This is a genomic window from Pantoea sp. FN0307 (genome assembly GCF_050113815.1).
GTDB lineage: Bacteria > Pseudomonadota > Gammaproteobacteria > Enterobacterales > Enterobacteriaceae > Mixta > Mixta alhagi.
The window spans coordinates 239,065-264,231 of record NZ_JBNJSO010000003.1; the positions used below are offsets into that span (position 1 = coordinate 239,065).

Consider the following 25,167-nt stretch of genomic DNA (forward strand, 5'->3'; position numbering starts at 1 on the left):
TTTATTACCGCTTTTGGTTACGCCTCATATAGCGTTTGATGGCGCGTCTCTTTACAGGCGATTAGCGCAATGAGCGTGAGCAATGCCATTGCCGCCAGATAGAGACCGACGGCAAACAGGCCGTAATTAGCGTTAAGCCAGGCGGCGATATAAGGTGCTACCGATGCGCCGAGAATCGACGACAGATTGTATGAAAATGACGCGCCGGTATAACGCACCTCTGTGGGGAACAGCTCCGGCAGCAGCGCGCCCATCGGGCCAAAAGTCAGGCCCATAATGCTCAGGCCGAGCAGCAGAAACACCATCATCATCGTCTGGCTGCCAGATGCCATCAGCGACGGGAACAGCAGCGCAAAAACCAGAATCCCCAACGTAATCACGATCATGGTTTTACGGCGACCATAGCGGTCAGCCAGAAGACCGGCGATCGGCACCATCACGCCAAAACCGATCACTGCCACCATCAGCATCCACAACAGGCTGTTGCGTGAAAAGCCGAGACCGGCTGGAACCGGCGCGGTGCCATAGCTCATTGAATAAACGGTCATAATATAAAACAGCGTGTAGGTCGCCAGCATGATAAAGGTGCCAAGGATCGTTGCACCCAGATGCTTGCTCAGCAGTGTACCGATGGGAATGCGTACCTGCTTTTTCTCTTTCTGCACTTTAGCGAATACCGGACTTTCATGCAGCGACACGCGCACGTAAAGGCCAATAATCACCAGCACCGCCGACAGCACAAACGGCACACGCCAGCCCCAGCTCATAAACTGCTCGTCAGTTAACAGCCAGGAGAGCAGCAGGAAGGTGCCGTTGGCAAAGAAGAAGCCAATCGGCGCGCCAAGCTGCGGAAAAGAGCCATAGAGCGCGCGTTTCTTCGCGGGCGCGTTTTCCGTTGCCAGCAGCGCTGCGCCGCCCCATTCGCCGCCCAGACCCAACCCCTGACCAAAGCGCGCCAGCGCCAGCAGCAGCGGTGCAAAAACGCCAATGGTAGCGTAGCCGGGCAGCAGACCAATAACTACCGTAGAGATCCCCATGGTTAACAGCGAGGCAACCAGCGTGGCCTTACGACCCACACGATCGCCGAAATGACCAAATAGCGCTGAGCCGATAGGGCGCGCGATAAAAGCAATGGCGAAAGTTGCCAGCGACTGTAGCGTGGCGACGGTGGCGTCACCCTGCGGAAAGAAAATATGTGGGAAAACAATCACTGCGGCGGTGGCATAAATATAGAAATCGAAGAATTCGATAGCGGTTCCCACCAGCGACGCAATAACCACTTTACTGCGCGAGTTAACCTGAGCGTTGTCGTTTTCAGTATCGATTGTTGGAGCGATGGATGCTTGCATAATTGTTTCTTATTTGTAAATCGTGTTCAGGAATCTTACGCACTGCCTCAGGCGCGTTCAACGGTGAAAAGCCGCGTCACGGCTGGCTTCAGCAGGTGAAAAGAGGATAATTTTTAACAATAAAGCTTTATCGGCGGATGGCAGGGTGAATGGCTGGTTTTCTGGCGGGAATCACTGCAAAACGGGAAAATAAAAGTGAGGGGTTAGTTATTCATGCTAACTGTTGCTTAAATAGTGTACACGACGCGGTATTTTCGTCTGATATACCGCGTCGTGCATGGGCTATTTTTTCTTGCGTAGTTCCAGCTGGGGGTCATCTTTATAGTTGGCAGTGGCAATCCAGGCAGCGCAAAACAGCGTCAGGCGAGCAAAGAAGTAGAAAAACGCCATCAGCCCCAGCACTGAGCCAAAAGCAGCTCCGGAGGGCGAAGCGGCCAACTTCGGCAGGGTCATGGTCATAATAAATTTAATGATCTCAAAGCCGATTGCCGCCAGCAGCGTGCCACGCAGCAGCGCTTTTTTATGGGGACGATGGCGCGGCAGGATCCAGAAAATCCACAGAAACAGCAAATAGTTGGCGCAAATAGAAATCGAGAGAGCAATCAGCGTCATCGCCGGACGCAGCCATTCGATATCTTCCAGTCCCAGCGCCCGCACAATCGCATCCTGCGCTGAGCCAGCGATAGAGGTCAGCGACAAAGTAATAATCAGCGCCAGCACCAGCCCGGTCAGGGAAATAAAGTCGCGGGTATATTTAAAGTAGATTTTTTCTTTATCCTCCTTACCCCGTTCAAAAACGTCACGCGACTGGGCGCGAATCGCTTCACGTAGGTTGCCCATCCAGTTAAGACCTGAATAGAGCGCGACCAGCAGACCGGTGATACCCACCGTGGTACGCTGCTGAACGGCCGTTTTGACCGTATTTTTTAACGTGCTGGCTAACGTGGGATCGCTGATGCTGTTGGCGATGCGTTCAATCAATTCGTTCAGCAACGTTGGATGCGACGCCAGCACAAAACCCACCGCTGCAAAAGAGACCATCAGAATCGGGATCAGCGATAAAAACGAGAAATAGGTAATTGCGGCGCCAAACTGGCTGCCCATGCGATCGGTAAAACGTGCTCCGGCGCGAATAAAATGCGCTACCGCCGGGATCGCCTGAAACCACCTTATAAAATGTGAAACCCGGCTAATCGAGCGATCAACCGTAGCGTTGCCAGTCTTGATATTAATCAGGGGTTTCTCTTCTGCCTGCTCAACAGGAGGCTGGGCGTTTTTGTCCGTCATCAACCGGAATCATCCTTTTGTTTAGGGCTTTAGCTTGTCATTATAGCCGCGCTGTTACGCAACGTAGCCTTTCAACAGCTGCGTCAGCCATTCCATAAAAACTCTCACCCGCTGGGCCAGATTGCGGCGGTGCGGCCAAAGCAGTGACAGCGGCATAGCGCGGGCGTGGAAACCGGGCAGCACTTCCACCAGTTGCTGATTTTCCAGCAGCGGCTGAATACCGTGACGCGGTGCCTGAATAATACCCAGCCCGGCAAGGCAGGCGTGACGATAAGCTTGCGTCGAGTTAACCGTCAGCGCGCCGCCGGTCTGGATAAAATGGCTGCGCTGACCGTCATAATATTCAAAGCCTGCGGGCGCGCCGCCAAATTGCTGGCTGTAATGCACCATCGCGTGCTGTGAAAGCTCTTCCAGCCGCAGCGGCATGCCAAAACGCATCAGATAGCTGGGGCTGGCGCAGTTTGCCATTTGCAGCAGGCCCAGCGTACGGCTCATCAGGCCGGAATCCTGAAGCTGGCCGACGCGCACCACGCAGTCAAAGCCTTCCCGAATCACATCCACCTGTCGATCGCTGCTGCTTAGCTCCAGTTCCAGGCCAGGATAGTGCTGCAGGAACTGCGGCAGCTGTGGAATAACGATATCGGTCGCCAGCGCCACCGGCATATCTACCCGCAGGCGGCCGCTTAGCGTGGCCGGTTCGTTCTGAAACAGCGCATCCATCTCCTCCAGCGTTGCCAGCACATCGCGGCAGCGTTCGTAATAGGCCAGCCCATCCTGAGTAAGCTGTACGCGTCGGGTAGTGCGATGCAGCAGACGTGTGCCTAATCCATCTTCCAGCGCCTGCACCTGACGCGACAGGCTGCCTTTCGGTAGTCCAAGGCTTTCTGCCGCGCGGGTAAAGCTCTCCATCTCCGCCACCGTGACAAACACTTTCATTGCGTGAATTTTATCCATTTATGCACCGTTTGTTATCAGGAATGAAACAGTGAAACGTTATTAGCATAGTTTATCGCACAAAATGTTTTCAATATGCTGGATTTTTAAGCGATAAAAAGGCAGGAGACGCATCATGAGCGATAAAATTGTATTGATAACTGGTGGCAGCCGGGGTTTAGGACGTAATGCGGCGCTGAAACTGGCGGAAAAAGGCGTTGATGTGATAATTACCTGGCGTCAACAGCAGCAGGAAGCAGAAAAAGTGGTCGAAGCCATTCATGCTCTGGGCCAGCGCGCTGTGGCACTGCAGCTGGATGTGGCTGAGGTGCCGAGCTTCGCAGATTTTATCGAACGCCTGCAGCAGACGCTGCGCACGAAGTGGCAACGTGAGCGCTTTGATTATCTGTTCAATAATGCAGGCGTTGGCATGTACAACGCTTTTGCTGAAACCAGCGAGCAGCAATTCGATACGCTGATGCTCACCCATTTCAAAGGTCCCTTTTTTCTGACACAGCGTCTTCTGCCGTTGATTAATGACGGCGGCCGCATTCTCAACGTTTCCAGCGGACTGGCGCGTTTTAGCCCGCCCGGCTATGCGGCATACGCATCAATGAAAGGCGCAATGGAAGTGCTGACGCGCTATCAGGCGCGTGAACTGGGGCCGCGCGGTATTGCGGTAAATATTCTGGCGCCCGGTGCGATCGAAACCGATTTTGGCGGCGGTTCGGTGCGCGATAATCCGGAGGTTAATGCCTGGATCGCTGCGCAAACTGCTATGGGACGCGCCGGACAGCCGGATGATATTGGACGTGCCGTGGCTGCACTGCTTAGTGAAGATACCGGTTGGATCACCGCCCAGCGCATCGAGGCATCTGGCGGCATGTTTCTGTAACCCTGAACAGGCGATGATGATGGCAGGCCAGGCGGAGGGCTTCCGCACTGGCCGCATAAGATTTACACCGTCAGGGTGCCGTCAATAAGAGTAACGACTTTGCCGCCGATCCAGATGCCATCATCGCGGTACTGAACGGAAACCAGGCCGTTACGCTGAATAACGGTGCCCTGACGCGCCAGATAATCATGCGGGCGGCCCTGTGCCGCCAGATAACGCGCCAGGCAGGCATTGGCGCTGCCGGTAACGGGATCTTCCGTTAACGCGCCCTGTTCCACCAGCAATCCGCGCACCTCATATTGCACTTTGCCGTCGCTGGCCGGGCCAAACGGCATCACGCCAGAGACCCCGGCATCCTGCAACAGCTGCGCCAGACGCGGTACGTCGGGAACAATATCCAGCACCGCCTGCGCCGAGGCCATTGGCACCAGCAACCAGCGGATACCCATATCAACAATTGTCACCGCCTGCTGCATATCAAAAGCTTCGCTGTTCAGGGCGGCGGCGATGCCGGGATGCTCCCAGCCGGTTAGCACCGCCTCCGGCGCGGCAAAGGCCAGATCGCCGTTGGCGGCCACAGAAATGGACACCAGCCCCACGCCGCATTCCTGCACCATACGGCCCGGCGTTTTAACCGGGTGGCCCGCCTCCAGCAGCGCGTGCGCCGTACCCAGCGTAGGATGACCGGCAAACGGCAGCTCGCCCTCAATAGTAAAAATGCGCACCCGATAATCAGCGTCAGGATGCTGAGGCGGCAGGACAAAGGTGGTTTCAGACAGGTTAGTCCAGCGGGCGATAGCCTGCATTTGCGCATCGCTCAGCGCGCTGGCATCAAGGATCACCGCCAGTGGATTACCACAGAAAGCGATATTACTGAAAACATCGACCTGCTTAAACGGAAGAGTGAGTGCCATAACCATCCCAACGTTGATCCAGAAAACTGATTACTACCCTGTTTAGGTTGCTAACGTCAATATTTAGATTGCTTTATACCTTGCTTCTGGTCCCCAACTCACTTTTCTTACAAGCTGGTCAGTAATTACTGGATAAGCAAGTTTTTCGATAAGCAGGTTTTTCCAGGTACGTTAATTATCCCAGAAAGCGGCAATATATTTTTTGCCGCTTAAAGGTTTTTTTGATGGGGGGGAATAAGCAGGTTTTTAACTAACCCAAATACATGCCAGCTAAAGCTCCTGTAATCATAGATGCGCCAATGTTATTAGCTGGTGTAGCAGGAGCTCCTCTGGCTCCAGTTATTTTATTTAATACGCTCAAAGGAATTTCTTTCATTTTATTTTCCTCGTGTAGTTTGCTTTCATGGTCGTTTGTTTTTGAAGATAAAGTCAATGAGTAACACTGTTATATATTTGATGCCGAAGAATACCATCACGATAGTAATAACATCCCATGTATGTTGATAACTGCCATCGTACATTATTCTCAATGAAGAAAGATGAGCAAGTAATATACTGAAGCATAATCCCACTATATTAGATATGGCACTTTTTTTTAAATTTCCCATGATTATCCCAATGCTTAATTATTGAGAGACATGAATGTCATAGCGTCAGTTAATCAGATAATAAAAGCTGGCTTTTTATGTGATTAGATCGATTAATTCATATTTTATGAGAAGCATCACCTTTTGCTAAAAGATAAAACTATCTTATATATAGAGACAATGAAGATTTTAGACATAATATTTTAACTTGTGGAGCATACGCTTATTTCACAGACCCCTATACCTGTGTGGATACCGATCGGGGCGTGCCAGGCAATAAGCGGCCACGTTTCATCCAGATTTTGCGAAGAGGGGCGCCCTGATAACGGCAGAAAACTGATTACTACCCTGTTTACGTTGCTAACGTCAACGGCAACCACTATGAATAGAGTAACCATATAAAAATTCAGGGCTGAATTGATGCTGACAATATTAGGACGCGCCTCCTCTATCAACGTGCGTAAAGTGCTCTGGCTATGCGACGAGCTTTCCCTGCCTTATCAGCGGGAAGAGTGGGGCCAGGGGTTCAAATCTACCCATGAGGCGCGCTTCCTGGCGCTGAATCCTAATGCGATGATACCGGTGATCAAAGATGAAGACTTTGTGCTGTGGGAATCGAATACCATCATTCGCTACCTGGCAAACGCTTACCAGGGTGAATGGCTTTATCCGACTGCCCCGCGTGCGCGTGCGCTGGTTGATCGCTGGATAGACTGGCAGGCCACCGAACTGAATACGGCTTGGCGCTACGCCTTTATGGCGCTGGTGCGTCAGTCGCCCGCCCATCAGAACGAACGGCTGCTGGCCGCCGCCTGTAAAGGCTGGACTTACACCATGGGGATTTTAAATCAGCAGCTGGAAAAAACCGGACGCTATATTGCAGGCGATCGCTTTAGCCTGGCGGATATTCCTATTGGCCTGTCGGTTAACCGCTGGTATGAAACGCCGCTTGAGCATGCAAATTATCCCGCCGTTCGCGCCTATTATGAACGGCTTACCGGGCGGGAAGGTTACGTAAAATGGGGGCGCAACGGTATCCCGTAAAGGCAGAGGATCAAGCCTGCCGGGGCTCAACCGCGCCAGCGGGCAACCCGCTCATTTCACAGGCCACCGCGCCCGCACGACTGATGGCGTAACGATAACGATCGTCAAAGGGATAACAGCAGGAAAGACGTACTGCATGATTAGCGCGATCGCTCAGGGTGTAAAGCGCGCCGGGCGTCAGGCAGATTTTTTCCTGCAACAATCGATGAAACAGCGTCTCGGTATCAATGCTGTCCGGCAGCGTTATCTAGAAAACAAAGCCGCCCTGTGGCAGCGTGGCGCGGGTGCCAACCGGAAAATGCTGCGCAATTAACGCCCGCGCTTCATCCAGATTGGCAGCATAGCGACGGCGCAGCGATCGCAGGTGACGATCGTAGCCGCCGGTAGCCAGAAACTGTGCCAGCGTCTCGCACAGCAACGCCGATTCCGCCATAGAAGAGAAGGCTTTCAGCCGGGCAATCTCTTTGCTGTAGCGGCCTGCCGCCATCCAGCCGATACGAAAGTCCGGGGCCACCGTTTTGGTAAAGCTGGTGCAGTAGATCACCCAGCCGTCGCGATCGAACGCCTTTACCGTCGGCAGCTGTGGCTCGCGGAACTGCAGTTCATCATATAAACCATCCTCAATCAGCGGCACCTGCCATTGATTCATCAGCGCCGCCAGCCGCTTTTTATTTTCCGGCGTCATGCTACAGCCCAACGGGTTTTGCAGGCCGGGCATGGCGATCAGCGCCTGAATACGACCTTCCTGTAACACCATCTCCAGCGCATCCAGCGACAGGCCGGTTTGTGGATCGGTAGGGATTTCCAGCATCTTCAGACCAAGACTGGAGAGCAGCGGAAACAGGAAAAAGTAGGTCGGCGTCTCCAGGCCCACGCAGTCGCCCGGACGCGTCGTGGCGCGCAGCGCCAGCTGTAGCGCTTCCATACAACCATGCGTCAGCGTAACGCTTTCGGCTGTGAGTTTCATACCCATATAGCTGGCGCGCCGCGCGATCTCTTTACGTAAGGTTTCGCTACCCGGCGGCAGCGCATAGCGTCCGATAATCTGCGGATGGCGGCGTAGCAGCGAGGCGGTAATACGCGCCAGTTTGGCCGTGGGGTAGAAGTCGCCATCACGCGGGCAGGCCAGGGAGATATTGATATAGTCGGGGTGATTCTGCGCCGCAAACACCGTATCAATCAGATCCAGCTTGGCCTGCCCCGGCGTGCTGATGGTGGTCAGATAGCCCGGACTTTTTTCCGGCGCGGGCAGCATGCTGCGCACGTAATAACCGGACTGCGGGCGTGACTCAATCAGCCCGCGATCTTCCAGCAGCCGCCAGGCGCTCAGAACGGTATTGATGCTGACCTGCTGCGCCATTGCCACCCGGCGAATCGCCGGCAAACGGCTGCCTGGCAGCCAGGTGCCGTCATGAATGGCGCTGGCAAAATTATCCGCCAGCTGCTGATAACGCCGGTTTTCGCTGAGATCGATGGACACAGTTGCTCCCTGAACGGTGGGGTACAATTTTATCAAACAGGCTTTGTACCCATTACAATAGTCTTTTGCTGTCTCTGTTACCATTCTCCGGCGCTGCATAACATAAAGCTTCTGTTATCAGCCTGGAGCCTGCCATGATCGATCCCTCTTTTTTCAGCTATGTCACCGTAATGTCGATAACCCCTGGGCCGAACAATCTGTTACTGGCGACCTCTGGCGTTAACTTTGGTTTGCGTCGCACGCTGCCGATGATCGGCGGTTTTTTGCTGGGCTGCATGGTGCAGCTGCTGCTGTTGGCACTGGCGCTGGATTTGCTGCTGGGCTGGATGCAGGAGATCCGCAAACCGTTAACGCTGCTGGGCTGTGGTTGGATGCTGTGGTTATCCTGGAAAATCTGGCGTTCGGCAGCGCCTACGCTACAGGCCAAAGCACGACCCATGACCACGCTAGGCGGCGCGCTGTTTCAGGCGATTAACCCCAAGGCATGGCTGATGGTCAGCAATGTGGCGCTGCTCTATATCGCCGATAACGGCATTGTTACCGTGCTGACAGGATATGCGCTACTGAATCTGCCCTGCATTTTACTCTGGGCGTTTCTGGGCGAACGGCTGCGCGTGCTGCTGACGGTGGAGTGGAAACGACGTCTGTTTAATAGCGTAATGGCCGGTTCGCTGGCGCTGACGGCGCTGTGGATGCTGTATGAGGTATGGCGGTAAGTGAAAAAAGCGGCCCCACGCAGGAGGCCGCCCAAAGATTATTCCGGCACGTCGCTGCTGCCCTGCTGCGATGGCCATTTCCAGTTGCGTACTTCCGGCAAGTCTTCGCCATGTTCGCGCACGTAACGATGATGTTCGGCAATTTTCTCTGCCAGCGCGTCAAGGATGTGATCCACTTTGCCTGTTAGCGATGGAATACGCTGGATGGCCTCCTGCGCCAGGTGATAGCGATCCAGTTCATTCATCACCGTCATATCGAACGGCGTAGTGGTGGTGCCTTCTTCCATAAAGCCGCGCACATGGAAGTTATGGTGGTTGTTGCGCTGATAAGTGAGCCGGTGAACCAGGCTGGGATAGCCATGAAATGCGAAGATTACCGGTTTATCGCGGGTAAATATCTGGTCAAACTGGGCATCTTCCATGCCGTGCGGGTGCTGATCCTGGGTTTGCAGCGCCATCAGGTCTACTACGTTGACGACGCGAACTTTCAGCTCCGGCAACCAGGTTTTAAGCAGATCCACTGCCGCCAGGGTTTCCATGGTAGGTACATCGCCGGCACAGGCCATCACCACATCCGGCTCGTCTCCTGGCTGTTCAGTGCCTGCCCACGACCAAATTCCCAGACCCGCTTCACAATGTTTGATAGCCTGATCCATGGTCAGCCACTGTGGCTCCGGCTGCTTGCCCGCCACGATAACGTTAATGCGGTCCCAGGTTTTCAGACAGTGATCGCCTACCCACAGCAGCGTGTTAGCGTCTGGCGGCAGATAGATGCGCACAATATCAGCTTTTTTGTTGGCGACATGGTCCATAAAGCCAGGGTCCTGGTGACTGTAGCCGTTATGGTCCTGTCGCCAGACGTGAGAAGAGAGCAGATAATTCAGCGAGGATACCGGCTCGCGCCACGGCAGCTTGCGCGTGACTTTCAGCCACTTCGCATGTTGGTTAAACATCGAATCGATGATGTGAATAAAGGCTTCATAGCAGTTAAACAGGCCGTGACGTCCGGTCAGCAGATAGCCCTCCAGCCAGCCCTGACACTGATGCTCGCTCAGGATCTCCATGACCCGGCCATCGCGCGCCAGCTGTTCATCGTAAGACCTGACTTCCTCCATCCAGGTGCGGTTAGTAACGTCGAACACGTCGCCCAGACGGTTGGATGCGGTTTCGTCAGGGCCAAACAGACGGAAATTATCTTTATTACGCTGGAAAATCGCGCGCAGATATTGCCCCAGAATTTCGGTGGACTGCACCTGCTTTTCGCCAGGCGTGGTGACCTTCACGGCAAACTCGCGGATATCAGGCGTATCCAGCTCGCGGCGTAGCCGTCCGCCGTTGGCATAAGGCGATGCGCCCATGCGCTTTTCCCCCTGCGGGGCGAGCGCACGCAGCTCCGGCTTCAGCCTGCCCTGTTCATCGAACAGATCGTCCGGCTGATAGCTGCGCATCCACTGCTCCAGAATTTGACGATGCTCTTGATTCTCACGGCAGGAAGAGACCGGCACCTGATGCGCGCGCCAGAAATCCTCAACCTTTTTGCCCTCTACCGTTTTCGGGCCGGTCCAGCCTTTCGGACTCCGCAGAATAATCATTGGCCAGCGCGGGATCGCTTCCGGCGCGTCGCCGCTGCGGGCGCGGCGTTGATACTCGTGGATCTTATCGCAGGCGTTATCCAGCGTTTCCGCCATCTGCCGGTGCATTTTCTCTGGCTCGTCGCCGCAGACAAACAGCGGTTCATAACCGTAGCCGTTGAATAGCTGATGCAGGTCTTCATCGCTGCTGCGCCCAAGCAGCGTCGGATTGGCAATTTTATAGCCGTTGAGATGCAGAATCGGCAGCACGGCGCCGTCGCGGGCGGCGTTGAGGAATTTAATGCCGTGCCAGCTGGAAGAGAGCGGGCCGGTTTCCGCTTCGCCGTCGCCAATCACGCAAGCGGCAATCAGATCGGGATAATCGAACACCGCGCCAAAGGCGTGTGACAGGGAATAGCCCAGCTCGCCGCCTTCGTTAATCGAGCCTGGGGTTTCCGGCGCGGCGTGGCTGGGAATACCGCCGGGAAAGGAGAACTGCTTAAACAGTCGCTGCATGCCGATAGCGTCTTCGCTGATCTCCGGATAGATCTCACTGTAGCTGCCTTCCAGCCAGGTATTCGCCACCATGCCCGGCCCGCCGTGGCCCGGCCCGCAGATATAGATCATATCCAGATCGCGATGGCGGATAACGCGATTAAGGTGTGCATAGATAAAATTAAGGCCGGGCGTGGTGCCCCAGTGACCCAGCAGACGCGGTTTAATATGTTCAGGCTGTAGCGGCTCGCGCAGCAGGGGATTGTTCATTAAATAGATTTGGCCCACTGACAGATAGTTAGCGGCGCGCCAGTAGCGATCGAGCAATTGGAGTTCTTGTTGGATATCAGGTGCATTCGTCATGCTTTTCCTCCGGTGACGACAATCACAATTTTGGCCAGGAAGCGCTTTACCCGGGCGAAATGAAAATCAATACTCTTTAACCCTACTAGAAGAAATCTTAATCAGCCAAAAATCAGGCTTTTTAGCGTGCTGGCAAGGAGCTGCGCTGTGCTTATCTCTGATTCTCACCTGTGGCTAACTGCACTGGTGGTTACCGTTACGATTCTGCTGTGGGCCAGTGCGCGCCTGCCGGAATTCATTACTGCACTGCTGTTCTTCGCCGCCGCAATGATGTTGCACATTGCGCCAGCAGCCAGCGTGTTTGGCGGCTTCGCCTCATCTGCCTTTTGGCTGGTGCTGAGCGGTTTTATTCTGGGCGTGGCGATCCGCAAAGTAGGGCTGGCCGATCGGCTGGCACATGCGCTGGTACCGCGCTTAAGCGCCAGCTGGCCGCGCATGGTAGGCGGAACGATCGTTATCAGTTATCTGCTGGCGTTTGTGATGCCCTCTAATATGGGCCGCATTGCGTTACTGATGCCGGTGATCGGGGCATTGGCGAAGCAGGCAGGAATAAAAGAGGGCAGCCGCGGCTGGGTTGGCCTGGCGCTGGCGGTGGGGTTTGGCACTTTTCAGCTCTCTGCCAGCATTCTGCCCGCCAACGTACCAAATCTGGTCATGAGCGGGGCGGCGGAAACCGCTTATCATCTCCATCTGGGCTATATGCCGTGGCTGTTTTTACAGGCACCGGTGGTGGGGGTACTGAAAGGGGTAATATTAACGCTGTGCATCTGCTGGCTGTTTCCGGCACGGCCTGAGGCGGTGACGCATAGTGCGCGCCTGCCTGCCCTCAGTGGCAAGGCGTGGCGTCTGATTATCCTGCTGCTGTTGACGTTGATATTGTGGATGACCGACAGCCAGCACGGCATTTCACCCGCCTGGATCGGTCTGTGCGCCGCCTGCTTCTGCTTATTGCCGCGCGTGGGCTTTATTTCCAGCGACGCGTTCGCCAGCGGCGTTAATTTCCGAACCTGTTTGTATGTCGCAGCCATTTTAGGCGTGACGGCGGTGGTGGTTGATTCTGGCCTCGGCAACATTATCGCGCAGGCGCTGCTGGACATTACGCCGCTTGATCCCGCCACGCCTTTCGTGAATTTCATTTCGCTGAGCGCTTTAACCAGCACCCTGAATTTTGTGGTAACCGCTAACGGCGTCCCGGCGATGTTTACGCCGATGGCGCAGAGTTTCGCCACCGCTTCCGGTTTTCCGTTAGGCAGTGTCATTATGCTTCAGGTGCTGGCCTACGCCACGCCGCTGCTGCCCTATCAGGCCTCGCCGATTGTACTGGCGATGGGATTAGGCAATGTGTCAGCGCGAGACGGTCTCAGGCTTTGCCTGCTGGTGGCGCTGGTCAGCATCGTTGTATTGTTGCCGCTCTATTACGGCTGGTTCCAACTGCTGGGCTATTTATAACAGCGATAAAGTTCTGGCTGTATGGCTGATACGATTAAAAAAGGGGCAGCATTGCTGCCGCCCCTGAATAGCGCACCGATCTGAAACGTTAAGGCTTACTTGCCTGCCGCTGCAGCGGCGTGAGACGTTTCGTCATTAGCGGCGGCTGGCGTCATCGGCGAATAATCAAGTTGCAGGATGCGGCTGGTTTCCGCCAGCTCATGCTCGGTGGCACTGATATTGCCATTCAGTTTCTGGCCGTAAGAGGGGATCATCTCTTTCAGCTTCGCCTGCCATTCTGGCGTAGCGATTTTATCTTTAAACACTTTCTGCATCAGATTCAGCATAATTGGCGCTGCCGTAGAAGCGCCTGGCGATGCGCCCAGCAGAGCAGAAATGGTGCCGTCCTGAGAGGTTACCACTTCGGTGCCCAGGCGCAATACGCCGCCTTTTTCTGCATCTTTTTTGATGATCTGCACGCGCTGACCTGCCTGGATCAGATGCCAGTCTTCTTTTTTCGCCTGCGGGAACCAGGTTTTCAGCGCCGCATAGCGATCGTCATCGTTCAGCATCAGCTGGCCGACCAGATATTTCACCAGGTCAAAGTTATCCAGACCGACATGTACCATCGGCATCAGGTTGCTGGGGGTGATGGAGCCGAACATATCCCACAGGGAACCGTGTTTCAGATATTTGGTCGAGAAGGTGGCGAAGGGGCCAAACAGCAGAACCCGTTTTCCATCCAGCATGCGGGTATCCAGATGCGGCACGGACATCGGCGGCGCGCCAACCGAAGCCTTACCATACACTTTTGCCAGATGCTGCTTAACGACTTCCTGATTTTCCGTTACCAGGAAGGAGCCACCTACCGGGAAGCCAGCGTAGTTTTTTGCTTCCGGGATGCCGCTCTTCTGCAGCAGCGGCAGAGCCGCGCCGCCAGCGCCAATAAAGACATACTTCGCCCTAATCACGCGCTCTGCGCCGTTGTTTTTGAGATCGGCAACGGTAACGTTCCAGCTACCATCGTCGTTACGCTCAATATCGCGCACTTCGTGACGGGTCTTCAGACTGAAGTTTGGGCTTTTCCCCATTGATGCCACCAGCTGGCGCGTGATTTCACCGAAGTTGACGTCAGTACCGATATCAATGCGCGTGGCGGCCACTTTCTGCTGCGGATCGCGGCCTTGCATCATCAGCGGCGCCCATTTAGCGATTTGTTCGTGGTCTTCAGAGTATTCCATGCCACGGAACAGCGTGCTCTTTTGCAGCGCTTCATAACGTTTACGCAGTAGATTAACGTTTTCTTCGCCCCAGACCAGGCTCATATGTGGGGTAGAATTGATAAAGCTGCGCGGATCGTGCAGAACGCCTTTCTGTACCTGAGAGGCCCAGAACTGACGAGAAATCTGGAAGGATTCGTTAATTTCAATGGCTTTGCTGATGTCGATAGAGCCATCCTCTTTTTCTGGCGTATAGTTCATTTCCGCCAGCGCGGAGTGGCCTGTACCGGCGTTGTTCCAGCCGTTTGAGCTCTCTTCTGCGATGTTATCCAGACGCTCTACCATTTCGATAGTCCAGTCTGGTTCCAGCTCCTGAAGATAGGTTCCCAGGGTGGCACTCATAATTCCCCCGCCGATGAGCAGTACATCGACGTCCTTTTTATCTTCTGCTACTGCATGCTTACTTAGGCCGAAAGCATTCATACACAGCGCCAGAAGCAATGCTTTTTTACGCATGTGGCGACATCTCCGTCTGTTGATTGCTCAACAGGTAATTGCAGGCGAGAGCGTCCAGCTTCTGTCAGGCGGGTTGCTCTCTTTCCATAACTAAAAAAGCGAGTGACATAACCGCACGAACGGCATGGGTTAACCACACGTTATAGGCGTGCTGAGAAATATAACATTCTCGTAATAAAATTGAATAATTTGTTTAAACTTTAAAAGTTGTTTGAATTTTAACCACGCTGAAGCGATCAGCTTCACACTTCTTAGCCTAACAGTACAAAAATTGTTTAGCTAACAGCAGAGGAAAAGGGATGTAGGTAAGCGTTCCCTTGCTTTTACAGCAAGGGAACAGGAGAGCGGAGTGTTAAAGCAGATGTAATTTTTTTACGTCAATCAGCAGGCTTTTGCCGTAGCGCAGTAAAGTACCGTTAACTGAAATCAAATCATCCGGTTTCACTTCCTGCCCCTGCCAGACGCCGTCGTCAATCTGTAACTGGACGGTGCCAGTGCGATCGCGCAGCTCCCAGGTTTTTTTACCGGTTTGCCGGATAATGTTGCCCTGCAGGGTTACCCAGGTTCCGGTAGAAAGCTGTGCCAGCTGATGAGCCGTATTCAGTTGCTGGTTATCTGTTACTGCACGGTAGCCATCTTTTTGATCTTCCGGCGGCGGTGCTTTGCCGTCCGGATTAAAGCCGCCATCGGCGGCCAGCGTTGGTGCGGCAAGCAGTGTAGCCAGACACAGCGTCAGGATTTTATTCATTGCCATCTCCTGCGGTCATTAACCACATGAATTACCGCTGCGCTATCAGGGGTCGCCCAGCTGCTGCACATCAATCCAGCGACGTTCGCCATCCTGACGTACGCGACCGTTCAGGCGCACCTGGTCTTTGGCATCATAGGTTTTCCCTGCCCAGACCTTTTCCGGGATAACCAGATCGATAGTCTGATCGCCGTGACCGCGCAGCTGATAGCGGTTAGCGTCTTTCTGCTTAACGATATAACCCTCAACCGTTACCCAGGCGCCGTCACGCATTGTTTTTACCAGCTCAAGCCGCGCTGAGGTCGTGTCTTCCGTTCCTTTATAACCGCTGTCCTGATTCTCCGGCGGTTTTTCGCCGCTTTTGTAGCCGCCGCTATCTTCGGCAAAAGCCGGCAGCGTGAAAAGGGCAATCAGAGCGGCGATAGTCAATTTTTTAGCCATACATTCTCCTTAATAACCATCCGTTCGGGCCAGGCGAAATATGCCTTTGCAGGATATAAGCCTGGCACAGTCTGATGAAATCGGGGGAAATCAGCGTACGGCCGCATTGATATTGCACAACTTTAGGAAAATTGTCCGGAGCGGGCGGCAGTGTTACAGCATGCCTGGCAGCTGAAATCACAGGCATAACCAGGCAATGATTAACGTTGAGCAGCGCTCAATTTTACAGCGGTATTAATAACGCGGATTGGTTTAAAAAATAAATATAGTCGTTTGAATAAAGAAAACGCATGGTAAGTCACAGTAATTGATTCCGCTTAATGCGATATTTCTGTAAAATGGCATGGTGCCTGACTTGAAAAACATCATGCTATCTTTTGCATGATTAATGCCATACAGGAGAAGTTGGTATATTGATTGTTCCCCAGGGGCGACCATTGTTTATATAATCAATTTAACATCGGGGGGAATGACAATCGTTTCTCTTGCGCTGTCATAAATTTTTGCGCCTAAATAGCCCCCTATCACTGAGCCATAAAGCCCACCATGTGGTATTTTTGACATATTACCTAACAATCCTCTAATAAGAGTGCCTACCGCCTGGGATGCATCTCTTCCGCCCGAAGCTAGTTGAGTTTCTTCACGGTTTAGTCATTTCATTAGTCTGATCTCCTTGTTATCAATGGTTTTAATATTACAAAAACCATAGCTGTTATAACTGAGTAACATACTTTCTTGGGTATGTTCTCAAAAAAACCATAATGAAAATACCCAGACACAATGAGTATGGTTGCGAAAAAAATGGAGTATTTAAAGAATGATAAAAATAACTTTCTTTTCATTTCATAAATTACCTTTGTATGTTGTTAATATTTAATCTGTCTTTTTTTGAGATTAACTATAAAAATAAAAAAATAGTTTTACATATAGTTAATTTATACTTTTCTTTGTCTGCTTAATGGTTGGTTATAAATAAATAAATAATTCGAGGTTTTTATATTTTCATTTAATGATTGTGAAATAATAATTTTAGATTATTTTTCTGGTGCATTAATTCCACTATTTTTAAAGAGTGGTTTTGATTGCGAGAAAGAAAACAACTTATCTGACGGCCTCTTCGGCCGTCTACTTCCTGGGCCAGTTAATTATAAAGCTGACGAGACAACAGAACGTTTAAACCTTACCAAAGCGACGCCAGAGAAAGCGCAGCACAAAAAACTCTATCGTGCCCAGCAGCAAAAACCACAGGCAGAGCACAAAGGTATAAAACTGATTGAGATCGCTGAAATGAAACAGCGACATCATACGGGCAGTAAACTGCGGACCCGGAGAGGGCGCAGGCAATAGCAGCGCGGAGAGAAAGCCCAGCAGCAGAATGCTCATTGGCGCCAGCCAGTTTTCAAAAGTGGATTTCATGGAATTCAGGACAAAAAGAAAAAGAGACGTTCATTCTCCGGGATTCAGCATGATGGTTCAATGTTTGGCGTGGTCATCATGGCGCAGGGTGAATATCTTCAGCATTAAATCAATGGCTTGTGTGATAACCCACGTTGAAAAAAGGCCTATAATCAGGATTCGTTTAGCTTTTGTTTAAGTCAGGCTTTGCATAATCGCCGTCAATTTTGTGAGCCGCTTCAAAAAAAGTTGCTGAAAAAAACCGCTGCCGTTATAATTTTCGTTGTTTTTTTCAACAAAAGTTAAGCAGGTCATGGGTTATGAAAAAGTTCTTTCGGTATGTGTTTCGCGCTTATGTTGAAACCTTTAAGCATGTGCCGCCCGGCGCGCTGAACTAACGGCAGCGCCGCACTAACACCCTCGATAACCGCGGCCAGGGAACGACCGATGGTTATCAAACCCGCTTTATGTATCCTTCCGCTTCATTCTTCTTGTCTCCAGCTTTGTTTCGCTCTTATCCAATCGCCTTATCGGCGGTGTTTTCACCGCTAAAAGTTTTGCGCTGACAAGGGCCTACAGCCTGTTTCTTAAACGCCCTTTGTTGATAACCGCCGCACATTTTTATCAACCGTTCTGATTAAGCGTCCCGGCAAACAAGGCGAAGCGTTATTTAACGCCTAAACTTAGCGGGTATCCCTAACCTGAGAGCAGCTGATGAAGAGAGCAACCCGGAGGCGCGGGCCGAATAACCGCACACTTCTTCTCGGTATGGCCGCAGCAGTGGCCGGGACGGCGCTATTTGTTAAGCAATGGCGTAAATGGCAGCAGACGCCGCCGGTGGGCATTCATAGCCATCAGGCAGGTCTGGCGGGCTATTACCAGCAAGTCGGGCCGTGGCGAATGTTTACCCGCGTAACGCCAGAAAGCCGCCCTGGCCTGCCGGTGGTTTTGTTGCATGGTCTGGTGCTGTCCGGGCGTGCCATGGAAGACCTGGCGCTGGCATTAGGCTGGGAATATCGCGTACTGGTTCCTGATCTGCCCGGTTTTGGCGGCAGTTCGCTTCCGGCCTCGCAGCCGGTGTTAAGCGTTGATCAACTGGCAGAGGCGTTATGGCTGTGGATGCAGCAAAATCAGCTGTCGCGCGCTATTTTTATCGGCAACTCTATGGGATGCCAGGTGCTGGCTGCGCTGGCGGTTGCGCATCCTGAAGCGGTTGCCGGGCTGGTACTGCAAGGGCCTACTGTCGATCGTCATAACCGTACGCTGCTGCGCCAAATTTGGCGCGACTGGATCAATGGCCGACGGGAAGCGCATCGTTCTCCCGCCGCGCTTAGCCGTATCGATTATGCCAAAGCGGGTATCTGGCGCGCCATGAATACCATGCGCCTCATGATGCGCGATCGCATCGAGCAGCGGCTGCCACATATCAAAGCGCCAACGCTGGTGGTGCGAGGATCGTTTGATGTGGTTTCGCCCGCTCGTTGGGTCACAGAGATGGTGGCGCTGCTGCCGCGTGGCGAGCTGATGACCATCCCGCAAGGTACGCATACGCTGCACTACGTTTACCCGTGGAGCTACAGCCGCGCTATCCGACCTTTTATTGCTCGCGTGCAGAAGGAGCAGGAAAACCATGAGTAAACCACCAAAAGGCGTTGCCCGCTTTGACTCTTCGGCAACGATGGTAATGGCGCTCAGCAATGCGCTACATCAGCGCCCTTTTAGCAGCCCAAGCCAGTCGCCTACGTTGGATCGCATGCTGCCGGCGTTGAATTTACTGCCTGAGCGCGTCCGTGAATGGGGCTATGCGCTTGGCGGTATGGCTGAAGGCATTACGCTAAGTCAGGCGCAGCATCTGGATATTGAAGGCATCGCGCGTTGGGTAGCGAATCAATATCCGCAGCAGCAGTATCAGGCCGCTTTTGTCGGCTCCTCTAACGGCGCGATGGTACATCTGGCGGCGGCGATGGGCGTGCCCTGGCTGCCGCAAACATTTTTGTGTCCGGTACGTTCATCGCACAACGACCCGGATGATGCACAGAAAGGCATGGCGGACGGCAAGCCGATTACCGATGCGTTGCTGGCGGCCTCACCCCATCTGGCGGTTCATCATATGCAGGATCCGAATCAGGATCGTTTGATGCTGGACCAGATGTCCTATTTCCGTTTAAAGCACCGTAAACTGCCGCTGGAATATCATGAGTTTTTGCTTAGCGCGCTGCCGCCAGGCGGAACGCTGGTAATCAATCACTGTACGCAGCAGTGGCCCGCCACGCGTACCAGCGATCGCTCTTTTTATCAATTTGGAGCGGTAGGGGGCGCAACGGAGCAGGAATATTTCTCTGGCGGGCCACGAGTAATGGAATATCTGGCACGTAACGGCGTTGAACGTGAAAAATGGGAGCCGCCTGCGCCGGACGTTACCGTACCGGAGGCAGAGTGGGGGTTTGATGCGCACCTGATGGCCGAGCTGAAAAAACTGGCGAACAGCCAGAACTGGAAACTGGTAGAGCTGCGTTATGAAAACCCGGAAGCGCTGAGCTTTGTGACTGCCGAAATTTATCGTGACTGGTATCTTTCGGCAGGCGTGATCGCTTCGCGGCTGGTGGTGGATAATTTCCTGTTAATGGATCCCTGGACCACCATGCAGCAATATGCGATTCCTTTCTGGCTGACCTTCTGTACCGAGCCTTCTGCCAGCTCACTACAGCGCTATCTTGAGCGTCAGCCTCGGTTCCGTAATATCGATCTACTGCTGTTTTCTCACGGCACGGAAAGTATCGGGATGGCTTCGATTGAACGCTGGCAACAGCTGTTGAATTACGCTACCGATGAAGGCGCATTTGTCGGTGTTGATACGGAACGCTTCCCGCGTGATTTCGCAACGTTATCGCGTTTTGATGAGGAACTGAAACAGAGATCGCCGCTGTTACCGCCGCCAGAACCGCTGACGACTGAAACATTTTTAGCGGGTGTACAGCGTTACGGGGAAAAATTTCAGGTGGAGTGTTTGCTACATAACTGAGAAACAAGATGAGCAGTCAGGCCCTGTGACCTGACTGCTACTCAACAATTACTGCGCTTTTTCAGCAATAAGGGTGAGCTTTTCATCAGTGGCTTTCTCTTCCTGCAGCGTTTCTTCCAGCAGGCGAGCCGCTTCTGTATAGCCCAGCTTCTGTGCCAGCGCACGCAGCGTGCCGTAAGCCGCGATTTCGTAGTGTTCCACTTTCTGTGCTGCGCCGATCAGGCCAGCATCACGCACCACGCCTTTCTCGACGGAATCGATGATTTCCTGCGCTTCTTCTATCAGGCCTTCCATCGCATGACATTTCATACGCTTAATACGCACTTCAGGGGTCGCTTCTACCAGCTGATCAAGACGCTCGATCTGGCCCTGGGTTTCTTCCAAATGAGTTTTGAACGCTTCGATAAGATTCTCATCGCTAGCGGCACGCGCCATTTTTGGCAGGGCACGACTAATTTGCTTCTCAGCGCTGTAAACATCAGACAGATCGTGAATAAACATCTCTTCCAGCGTTTTAATACTCATCGTAATCTCCATAACCAAAGGATAATAATTTATAAGTTCAGGGGTGGCATGCCCTGTTAATTTCAGTATAGACAAAAATAAACAACTGCAACGGCAGAATGATGAGATTAGGATTCATCCTGCTGCTACCGCCTCGCTTGTTTTAAATAAAGTCTGCGCTGCCTGGCTTATTAATAAAAGGGCAGGGAATAGGCTGATACAAAGAAGGCGATAAAGCAGAGAAAAAAGAACGGGCGCAAGAAGTAACACACTTACCCGCAGTACGCCAGCGCGCACTACGGGTTAACTAATTTTACAGGGAGTTACCCGGCTTTAAATTAGCTGCGGCGGCTATTTTGTCCGCCTTTTTTGCCTGCTTCAGAGGCTTTTTCGCGGTCATTTTTAAAGTTACCGCCGCTTTGTTGGCCGCCTTTCTTACCGGCTTCAGAGGCTTTTTCACGATCTTCTGCAAAGTTACCTGAACCACCACGATGCTGAGTCATATTATTTCTCCTCGTGTGTATTAACAGAATGCATATATTTATCAGTGGGCGATAAATATATGCGCATCCAACGTTTTTAAATTTAGCGGTTGAGAATGATATTGCAAGGCGATGGCAGCTAAAAGTTTTTCTTATGGCGTTTTATAGAGCATAAGTTCGCGTTACATAACGGGTAAATGAAAATGTTATATTTTATGAATGACGCCTGAAATATATATCTGGCGCCTCGTCTGTTAATGCCAGAAAGGCAGAAAAGCCTCTGCGGCTACCCATAATAAACTCTTCCTGGCTCAGGATCACAACGCGCTTTCCGCAGGTCGGATCAGTGAAAAAAAGCAGGCCGTTTCGTTTTGTTTGGTCTTTAATTATTCAGCAAGCTAATTCACAACGGAGGAGATGACTGATGAATACCACATGGTTACGATCCCGTGAGCTTCCCCATCTGGGATCCTTTATCGTATTGAAGAAAGGTAAAGTGGCCTGGCTGCTGTTCCGTAACGGCGGCGCGGTTTTTCGCTCTGCGCAGTGGCTGCGGCGGCATTGTCATGCCTTCGAACCTGTGAATGCCTCCTCTCAGGTACGTTAATTTGATTTTTACCGGCGTCGGCCACGCTGCTGGCGCCGGAGCAGGCTCTCTGTTTTACATCTCTTTGATTCATGAGAGACGTGCCTTTCACCAGGTCTCTGTGAAGCAGCAATGCTATCTTTACGCCTTTGCCTCGTCGTATCCGGTAAACGTGGCCTTAACCAGATAATTTAGCAGATTAACTATTTTAGCTAATTGCGTAATAAACAAAAATAATTTATCGGCTCAATTGGCGTAATTAACATCAGCGCATCATTGATGAGTAAAGAGTGTAATTTGCAAAAATGTTGATGATACTTATTTCATCAATTTATTTTGCTAAATCGCTTATTGCATTGAGGTGTTAAAAGTTAGCGGGCAAGGAATAAGTTATCGCCAGTATGACCCGCCCGGTTAAAGGCGGGTCAGTATAGCCATCACTTACCGATCAGAAATACTTCAGCCAGCGGATATCACGCCTTTGTTGCTTTAGTCGGGCAAAGGCGCGTACCGGCCACCACAGCAGCAGCGCCAGCAGCAGCATACAGAACCACAGCTGCCAGACGGCATCGAAGCCGAACCAGTCACCCTGATTTTTCCCCCAGCTTGCTTCAGCGACCAGATACATACCTTTCAGAACGTAAAGATGCAGCAAATAGAAAAACATTGGCGCGCTGCCAAATACCGCCAGCCAGGCAATAGTACGACTGCGCTCTTCGATACGTTCAAACAGCGCCAGCAGCGTCAGGCCAACTGCCAGCGTCAGGCAGATAAACAGCAGGGAGGGTGGATATTTGGTGATATTAAAAAACGCCATTGCGCTTTCGCCCAGCGTATTGCCCGCCTGCCACGGCTTTTCACCATAGCCGTTAAGCAAACGTAGTAGCACGAACAGCCCCAGCAGGCTGGCGGCGCTGGTCAGCAATATTTTGCCGCGCGTTGCGCGGTTGCAGGCCGGTTGCCAGAGCTGGCCCGCACAGTAGCCCAGCGCAATGACGCCAATCCACGGCAGCACCGGATAGGATGTACGCATCCGCAGCGAATCGCCTAATTCAATCCAGCCGCGATCGTGCAGGATCGCCCACGGCAGGTGCCAGAACGTACCGGGTGCAGCATGAATATGGTCAAGCAGATTATGTCCCGCCACCAGCACAATTCCGATGGTGACAATAGCCCACAGCGGCAGCCACAGCAGCCCGCCAAGCGCCAGCATACTCAGGCCAATCGCCCAAATCACCTGTAAATAGAGCACTTCCGGCGGGAAGCTAAAGGTCCAGGCGAAGTTAACCAGCGTTAGCTCCAGTGCCACCAGCACCAGACCGCGCTTCAGCAGGAACAGCGACACGGCCTTACGGCTTTGCTTTTTTTGCTGATAAAGCGCGGCGGAGAGACCAGTTAAAAATACAAAAACCGGCGCGCACAGATGCGCCAGAGTACGGCTGATAAACAACGCCGGATCGGTGTTAGCGACATCGATCGGATCGGCAAGTTGTTTATGCAGATAGAAGGTTTCACGCACGTGATCCAGCAGCATTAACAGGATCACCAGGCCACGCAGCGCATCAATAGCCTGCAGCCGTTGAACAAGCTTATCGGACATATCCTTTTCCTGGTAGTATAAAGAGCGAAACGTTATATCATAACAAAAGGTTGTGACTCAAGGGCGTGAGCAGCTGCATCATCGTTCACTGTAGGCAGAATGCCAGAGTGTTTTCATTGCCAGGCCGCTCAGGCTGTGGCTAAAATAACTGCCCGGGGTGATGGCGTTCCACCTTACCCAACCGCTACTCTTCCTTTGAGCGCTGATGACGCCTGACACCACACTTTCTCACCGGGAAGGTGTGACGCATGTCAGGATAGCGCTCTGCCTTCTTGCTGCGTCATATCTCGTTGAATTAAAACCATTATTGAGCCTTAACGACAATGTTGAAATCTATGCTGGCAGTTATGCTCGGGGGCGCCGCAGGCTGTACGCTGCGTTGGCTAATTTCGTTGCGCTTTAATGCGCTGTTTCCAAATTTACCGCCGGGTACGCTGCTGGTTAATCTGCTGGGCGGCCTGATCATCGGTATCGCCACCGCCTGGTTTATGAAGAATCCGCACCTTTCTCCAGAGTGGAAATTGCTGATTGTCACCGGACTGTGTGGCGGGCTGACCACCTTTTCCACCTTCTCCACAGAAATCATGTTGCTGATGCAAAGCGGCAAATATATCTGGGCAATGGGTCACGTGCTGGTTCATGTTGTTGGCTCGTTGCTAATGACCTTTGCCGGTTTCACCCTGGTTACCCTGCTGGGCTAGATAACCTTCTACAGTTAAACCGGGCGGCGCAATTTACGCGCCGGTTTTCCCGGTGAACAAGGAGGATGAATGGCTAACCCTGTATTTCTTAATCTGGTACTGCTGGAAGGCGAACCGCTTACGCTGCTGCACGCCGCGAAGCAGGCTGGTTTCGATGAGGTGGAGATCTGGCAGGAAAATGTGCAGGCGGCAGAAGGCGGTGCAAAGGCCATCCGGGCGCAGGCGCAGCGGCTTAATCTGGGGTTCACCAACTGTCAGGTGTTGCGCGATTTCGCTGGCGCACCGCTGGCACTGCGTGAAGAGAAGCGACAGCAGGCGCAGCAGTTTTTTCAGCTGGCGCAGGCAATAGGTTGCCGCACGGTTCAGGCACCTGCCTGCACACGCGAGGATTGCCAGGCTGAGTTGATTGATGAAGATTTGTGCTGGCTCTCCGCCGAGGCGGCGCGGCATGATTTGCGCATCATGTATGAGCCGATGGCCTGGAGCACGGTGGATAACCAGCTGGGGACGGCCTGGCAACGGCTGAAACGGCTCGATTTGCCCAACGTCGGGCTGGTGGTGGATCTGTTCCATATCGCCGCGCGTGACGATGATGCCAGCGTGCTGGAAGACATTCCGCCGCAGCGGATTTACGAAGTACAGTTGTGCGATATGGCTGAGGCGGTCACGCCAGACGATATGTCGCAGCTGATCGATAGCGCGCGTCATCATCGTCTGCTGCCCGGTGATGGCATTTTGCCGGTAGCGGATTTTGTCGCTGCGCTGCAGCGTAAAGGCTATCGCGGCCCGGTCGGAATTGAGGTGTTTAACGATCGGCTGAAGCAGCAACCGCCGCAGGTTGCTGCTGCGCAGGCGTTTGCCGCCCTGCGCCGGTGCTGGCCTTAACGCCT

General features: G+C 52.8%; 22 protein-coding genes, 1 pseudogene and 1 riboswitch. Of the genes and pseudogenes, 9 read left to right on the forward strand and 14 right to left on the reverse strand.

The features are described 5' to 3' along the window. Window positions 1-17: 17 nt before the first annotated feature. The 3 genes from ACQE3Z_RS11600 to ACQE3Z_RS11610 all read right to left on the reverse strand — a co-directional run bounded on the left by ACQE3Z_RS11600 (window position 18) and on the right by ACQE3Z_RS11610 (window position 3,590). Window positions 18-1,349, reverse strand: coding sequence for an MFS transporter (locus ACQE3Z_RS11600; RefSeq protein WP_426973922.1), 1,332 nt, complete (start codon window positions 1,347-1,349; stop codon window positions 18-20). A 282-nt stretch (window positions 1,350-1,631) separates the two neighbouring features. Then, a complete protein-coding gene (gene yhjD, locus ACQE3Z_RS11605) occupies window positions 1,632-2,636 on the reverse strand; it encodes an inner membrane protein YhjD (protein ID WP_426973923.1) in 1,005 nt (334 codons plus the stop codon). Between the two features lie 54 nt (window positions 2,637-2,690). After that, entirely contained in the window at window positions 2,691-3,590 is a 900-nt protein-coding gene (locus ACQE3Z_RS11610) for a LysR family transcriptional regulator (RefSeq protein WP_426973924.1), read from the reverse strand. 115 nt (window positions 3,591-3,705) lie between these two features. Between ACQE3Z_RS11610 and ACQE3Z_RS11615 the strand changes: the two genes are divergently transcribed. Beyond that, on the forward strand, window positions 3,706-4,464 hold the full coding sequence (locus ACQE3Z_RS11615) for an SDR family NAD(P)-dependent oxidoreductase (RefSeq protein WP_426973925.1): 759 nt from the start codon (window positions 3,706-3,708) through the stop codon (window positions 4,462-4,464). Between the two features lie 62 nt (window positions 4,465-4,526). Here the strand turns inward: ACQE3Z_RS11615 and ACQE3Z_RS11620 are convergent, their stop codons facing one another. Both ACQE3Z_RS11620 and ACQE3Z_RS11625 read right to left on the reverse strand, forming a co-directional pair. Beyond that, window positions 4,527-5,378 carry a PhzF family phenazine biosynthesis protein gene (locus tag ACQE3Z_RS11620; RefSeq protein ID WP_426973926.1) on the reverse strand — a complete coding sequence of 284 codons (852 nt, stop codon included), beginning with the start codon at window positions 5,376-5,378 and terminating at the stop codon, window positions 4,527-4,529. 250 nt (window positions 5,379-5,628) lie between these two features. Further along, window positions 5,629-5,754, reverse strand: coding sequence for a hypothetical protein (locus tag ACQE3Z_RS11625; RefSeq protein ID WP_426973927.1), 126 nt, complete (start codon window positions 5,752-5,754; stop codon window positions 5,629-5,631). Window positions 5,755-6,385: 631 nt separating this feature from the next. Here ACQE3Z_RS11625 and ACQE3Z_RS11630 point away from each other — a divergent pair. Beyond that, window positions 6,386-7,009 (forward strand): glutathione S-transferase family protein, encoded by a 624-nt coding sequence (locus tag ACQE3Z_RS11630; RefSeq protein ID WP_250651403.1) that lies wholly within the window; start codon window positions 6,386-6,388, stop codon window positions 7,007-7,009. Window positions 7,010-7,019: 10 nt separating this feature from the next. Here the strand turns inward: ACQE3Z_RS11630 and ACQE3Z_RS11635 are convergent. Continuing rightward, window positions 7,020-8,489: pseudogene (locus tag ACQE3Z_RS11635) on the reverse strand (PLP-dependent aminotransferase family protein). Window positions 8,490-8,623: 134 nt separating this feature from the next. Here ACQE3Z_RS11635 and ACQE3Z_RS11640 point away from each other — a divergent pair. Continuing rightward, window positions 8,624-9,205 carry a LysE family translocator gene (locus ACQE3Z_RS11640; RefSeq protein WP_426973928.1) on the forward strand — a complete coding sequence of 194 codons (582 nt, stop codon included), beginning with the start codon at window positions 8,624-8,626 and terminating at the stop codon, window positions 9,203-9,205. A gap of 38 nt (window positions 9,206-9,243) precedes the next feature. On the opposite strand, the gene ACQE3Z_RS11645 is transcribed toward ACQE3Z_RS11640, so the two are convergent. Further along, on the reverse strand, window positions 9,244-11,634 hold the full coding sequence (locus ACQE3Z_RS11645) for a phosphoketolase family protein (protein WP_426973929.1): 2,391 nt from the start codon (window positions 11,632-11,634) through the stop codon (window positions 9,244-9,246). A 147-nt stretch (window positions 11,635-11,781) separates the two neighbouring features. Here ACQE3Z_RS11645 and ACQE3Z_RS11650 point away from each other — a divergent pair, with 147 nt between their 5' ends. Next, window positions 11,782-13,083 (forward strand): SLC13 family permease, encoded by a 1,302-nt coding sequence (locus tag ACQE3Z_RS11650; RefSeq protein WP_426973930.1) that lies wholly within the window; start codon window positions 11,782-11,784, stop codon window positions 13,081-13,083. A gap of 95 nt (window positions 13,084-13,178) precedes the next feature. Here ACQE3Z_RS11650 and mqo read toward each other — a convergent pair whose 3' ends face one another. The 4 genes from mqo to ACQE3Z_RS11670 form a co-directional block, all read right to left on the reverse strand. Further along, window positions 13,179-14,798: a malate dehydrogenase (quinone) gene (gene mqo, locus ACQE3Z_RS11655; RefSeq protein WP_426973931.1), complete on the reverse strand. Its 1,620-nt coding sequence runs from the start codon at window positions 14,796-14,798 to the stop codon at window positions 13,179-13,181. Between the two features lie 352 nt (window positions 14,799-15,150). Next, the gene (locus ACQE3Z_RS11660) at window positions 15,151-15,546 is read right to left on the reverse strand and encodes a YgiW/YdeI family stress tolerance OB fold protein (protein ID WP_426973932.1); all 396 of its coding nucleotides are present in this window, start codon (window positions 15,544-15,546) and stop codon (window positions 15,151-15,153) included. Window positions 15,547-15,591: 45 nt separating this feature from the next. Then, window positions 15,592-15,987: a YgiW/YdeI family stress tolerance OB fold protein gene (locus tag ACQE3Z_RS11665; protein ID WP_426973933.1), complete on the reverse strand. Its 396-nt coding sequence runs from the start codon at window positions 15,985-15,987 to the stop codon at window positions 15,592-15,594. A 1,173-nt stretch (window positions 15,988-17,160) separates the two neighbouring features. Further along, window positions 17,161-17,403, reverse strand: coding sequence for a DUF1158 family protein (locus ACQE3Z_RS11670; RefSeq protein WP_250651411.1), 243 nt, complete (start codon window positions 17,401-17,403; stop codon window positions 17,161-17,163). 693 nt (window positions 17,404-18,096) lie between these two features. Between ACQE3Z_RS11670 and ACQE3Z_RS11675 the strand changes: the two genes are divergently transcribed. Together ACQE3Z_RS11675 and ACQE3Z_RS11680 are read left to right on the forward strand one after the other, a co-directional pair. Continuing rightward, complete coding sequence (locus ACQE3Z_RS11675; RefSeq protein WP_426973934.1) at window positions 18,097-19,020, forward strand: alpha/beta fold hydrolase; 924 nt, start codon at window positions 18,097-18,099, stop codon at window positions 19,018-19,020. Further along, the gene (locus ACQE3Z_RS11680; protein ID WP_426973935.1) at window positions 19,013-20,404 is read left to right on the forward strand and encodes a hypothetical protein; all 1,392 of its coding nucleotides are present in this window, start codon (window positions 19,013-19,015) and stop codon (window positions 20,402-20,404) included. Before ACQE3Z_RS11675 ends, ACQE3Z_RS11680 begins: the two co-directional genes overlap by 8 nt. Window positions 20,405-20,452: 48 nt before the next feature. Here ACQE3Z_RS11680 and ACQE3Z_RS11685 read toward each other — a convergent pair whose 3' ends face one another. Together ACQE3Z_RS11685 and ACQE3Z_RS11690 are read right to left on the reverse strand one after the other, a co-directional pair. Further along, window positions 20,453-20,929, reverse strand: a complete 477-nt coding sequence (locus ACQE3Z_RS11685; RefSeq protein ID WP_426973936.1) for a ferritin-like domain-containing protein — start codon at window positions 20,927-20,929, stop codon at window positions 20,453-20,455. Between the two features lie 317 nt (window positions 20,930-21,246). Beyond that, window positions 21,247-21,411: a general stress protein gene (locus ACQE3Z_RS11690; protein ID WP_085068825.1), complete on the reverse strand. Its 165-nt coding sequence runs from the start codon at window positions 21,409-21,411 to the stop codon at window positions 21,247-21,249. A 403-nt stretch (window positions 21,412-21,814) separates the two neighbouring features. On the opposite strand from ACQE3Z_RS11690, the gene ACQE3Z_RS11695 reads away from it, so the two are divergent. Then, the gene (locus ACQE3Z_RS11695) at window positions 21,815-21,997 is read left to right on the forward strand and encodes a hypothetical protein (RefSeq protein ID WP_250651415.1); all 183 of its coding nucleotides are present in this window, start codon (window positions 21,815-21,817) and stop codon (window positions 21,995-21,997) included. Between the two features lie 427 nt (window positions 21,998-22,424). On the opposite strand, the gene ACQE3Z_RS11700 is transcribed toward ACQE3Z_RS11695, so the two are convergent. Next, complete coding sequence (locus ACQE3Z_RS11700) at window positions 22,425-23,576, reverse strand: DUF1624 domain-containing protein (RefSeq protein WP_426973937.1); 1,152 nt, start codon at window positions 23,574-23,576, stop codon at window positions 22,425-22,427. A 147-nt stretch (window positions 23,577-23,723) separates the two neighbouring features. Further along, window positions 23,724-23,798, forward strand: a riboswitch (Fluoride riboswitch). 101 nt (window positions 23,799-23,899) lie between these two features. Here ACQE3Z_RS11700 and crcB point away from each other — a divergent pair. Together crcB and ACQE3Z_RS11710 are read left to right on the forward strand one after the other, a co-directional pair. Next, a complete protein-coding gene (crcB, locus tag ACQE3Z_RS11705) occupies window positions 23,900-24,277 on the forward strand; it encodes a fluoride efflux transporter CrcB (protein WP_426973938.1) in 378 nt (125 codons plus the stop codon). Window positions 24,278-24,346: 69 nt separating this feature from the next. Continuing rightward, window positions 24,347-25,162, forward strand: a complete 816-nt coding sequence (locus tag ACQE3Z_RS11710; RefSeq protein ID WP_426973939.1) for a sugar phosphate isomerase/epimerase family protein — start codon at window positions 24,347-24,349, stop codon at window positions 25,160-25,162. Window positions 25,163-25,167 lie beyond the last annotated feature (5 nt).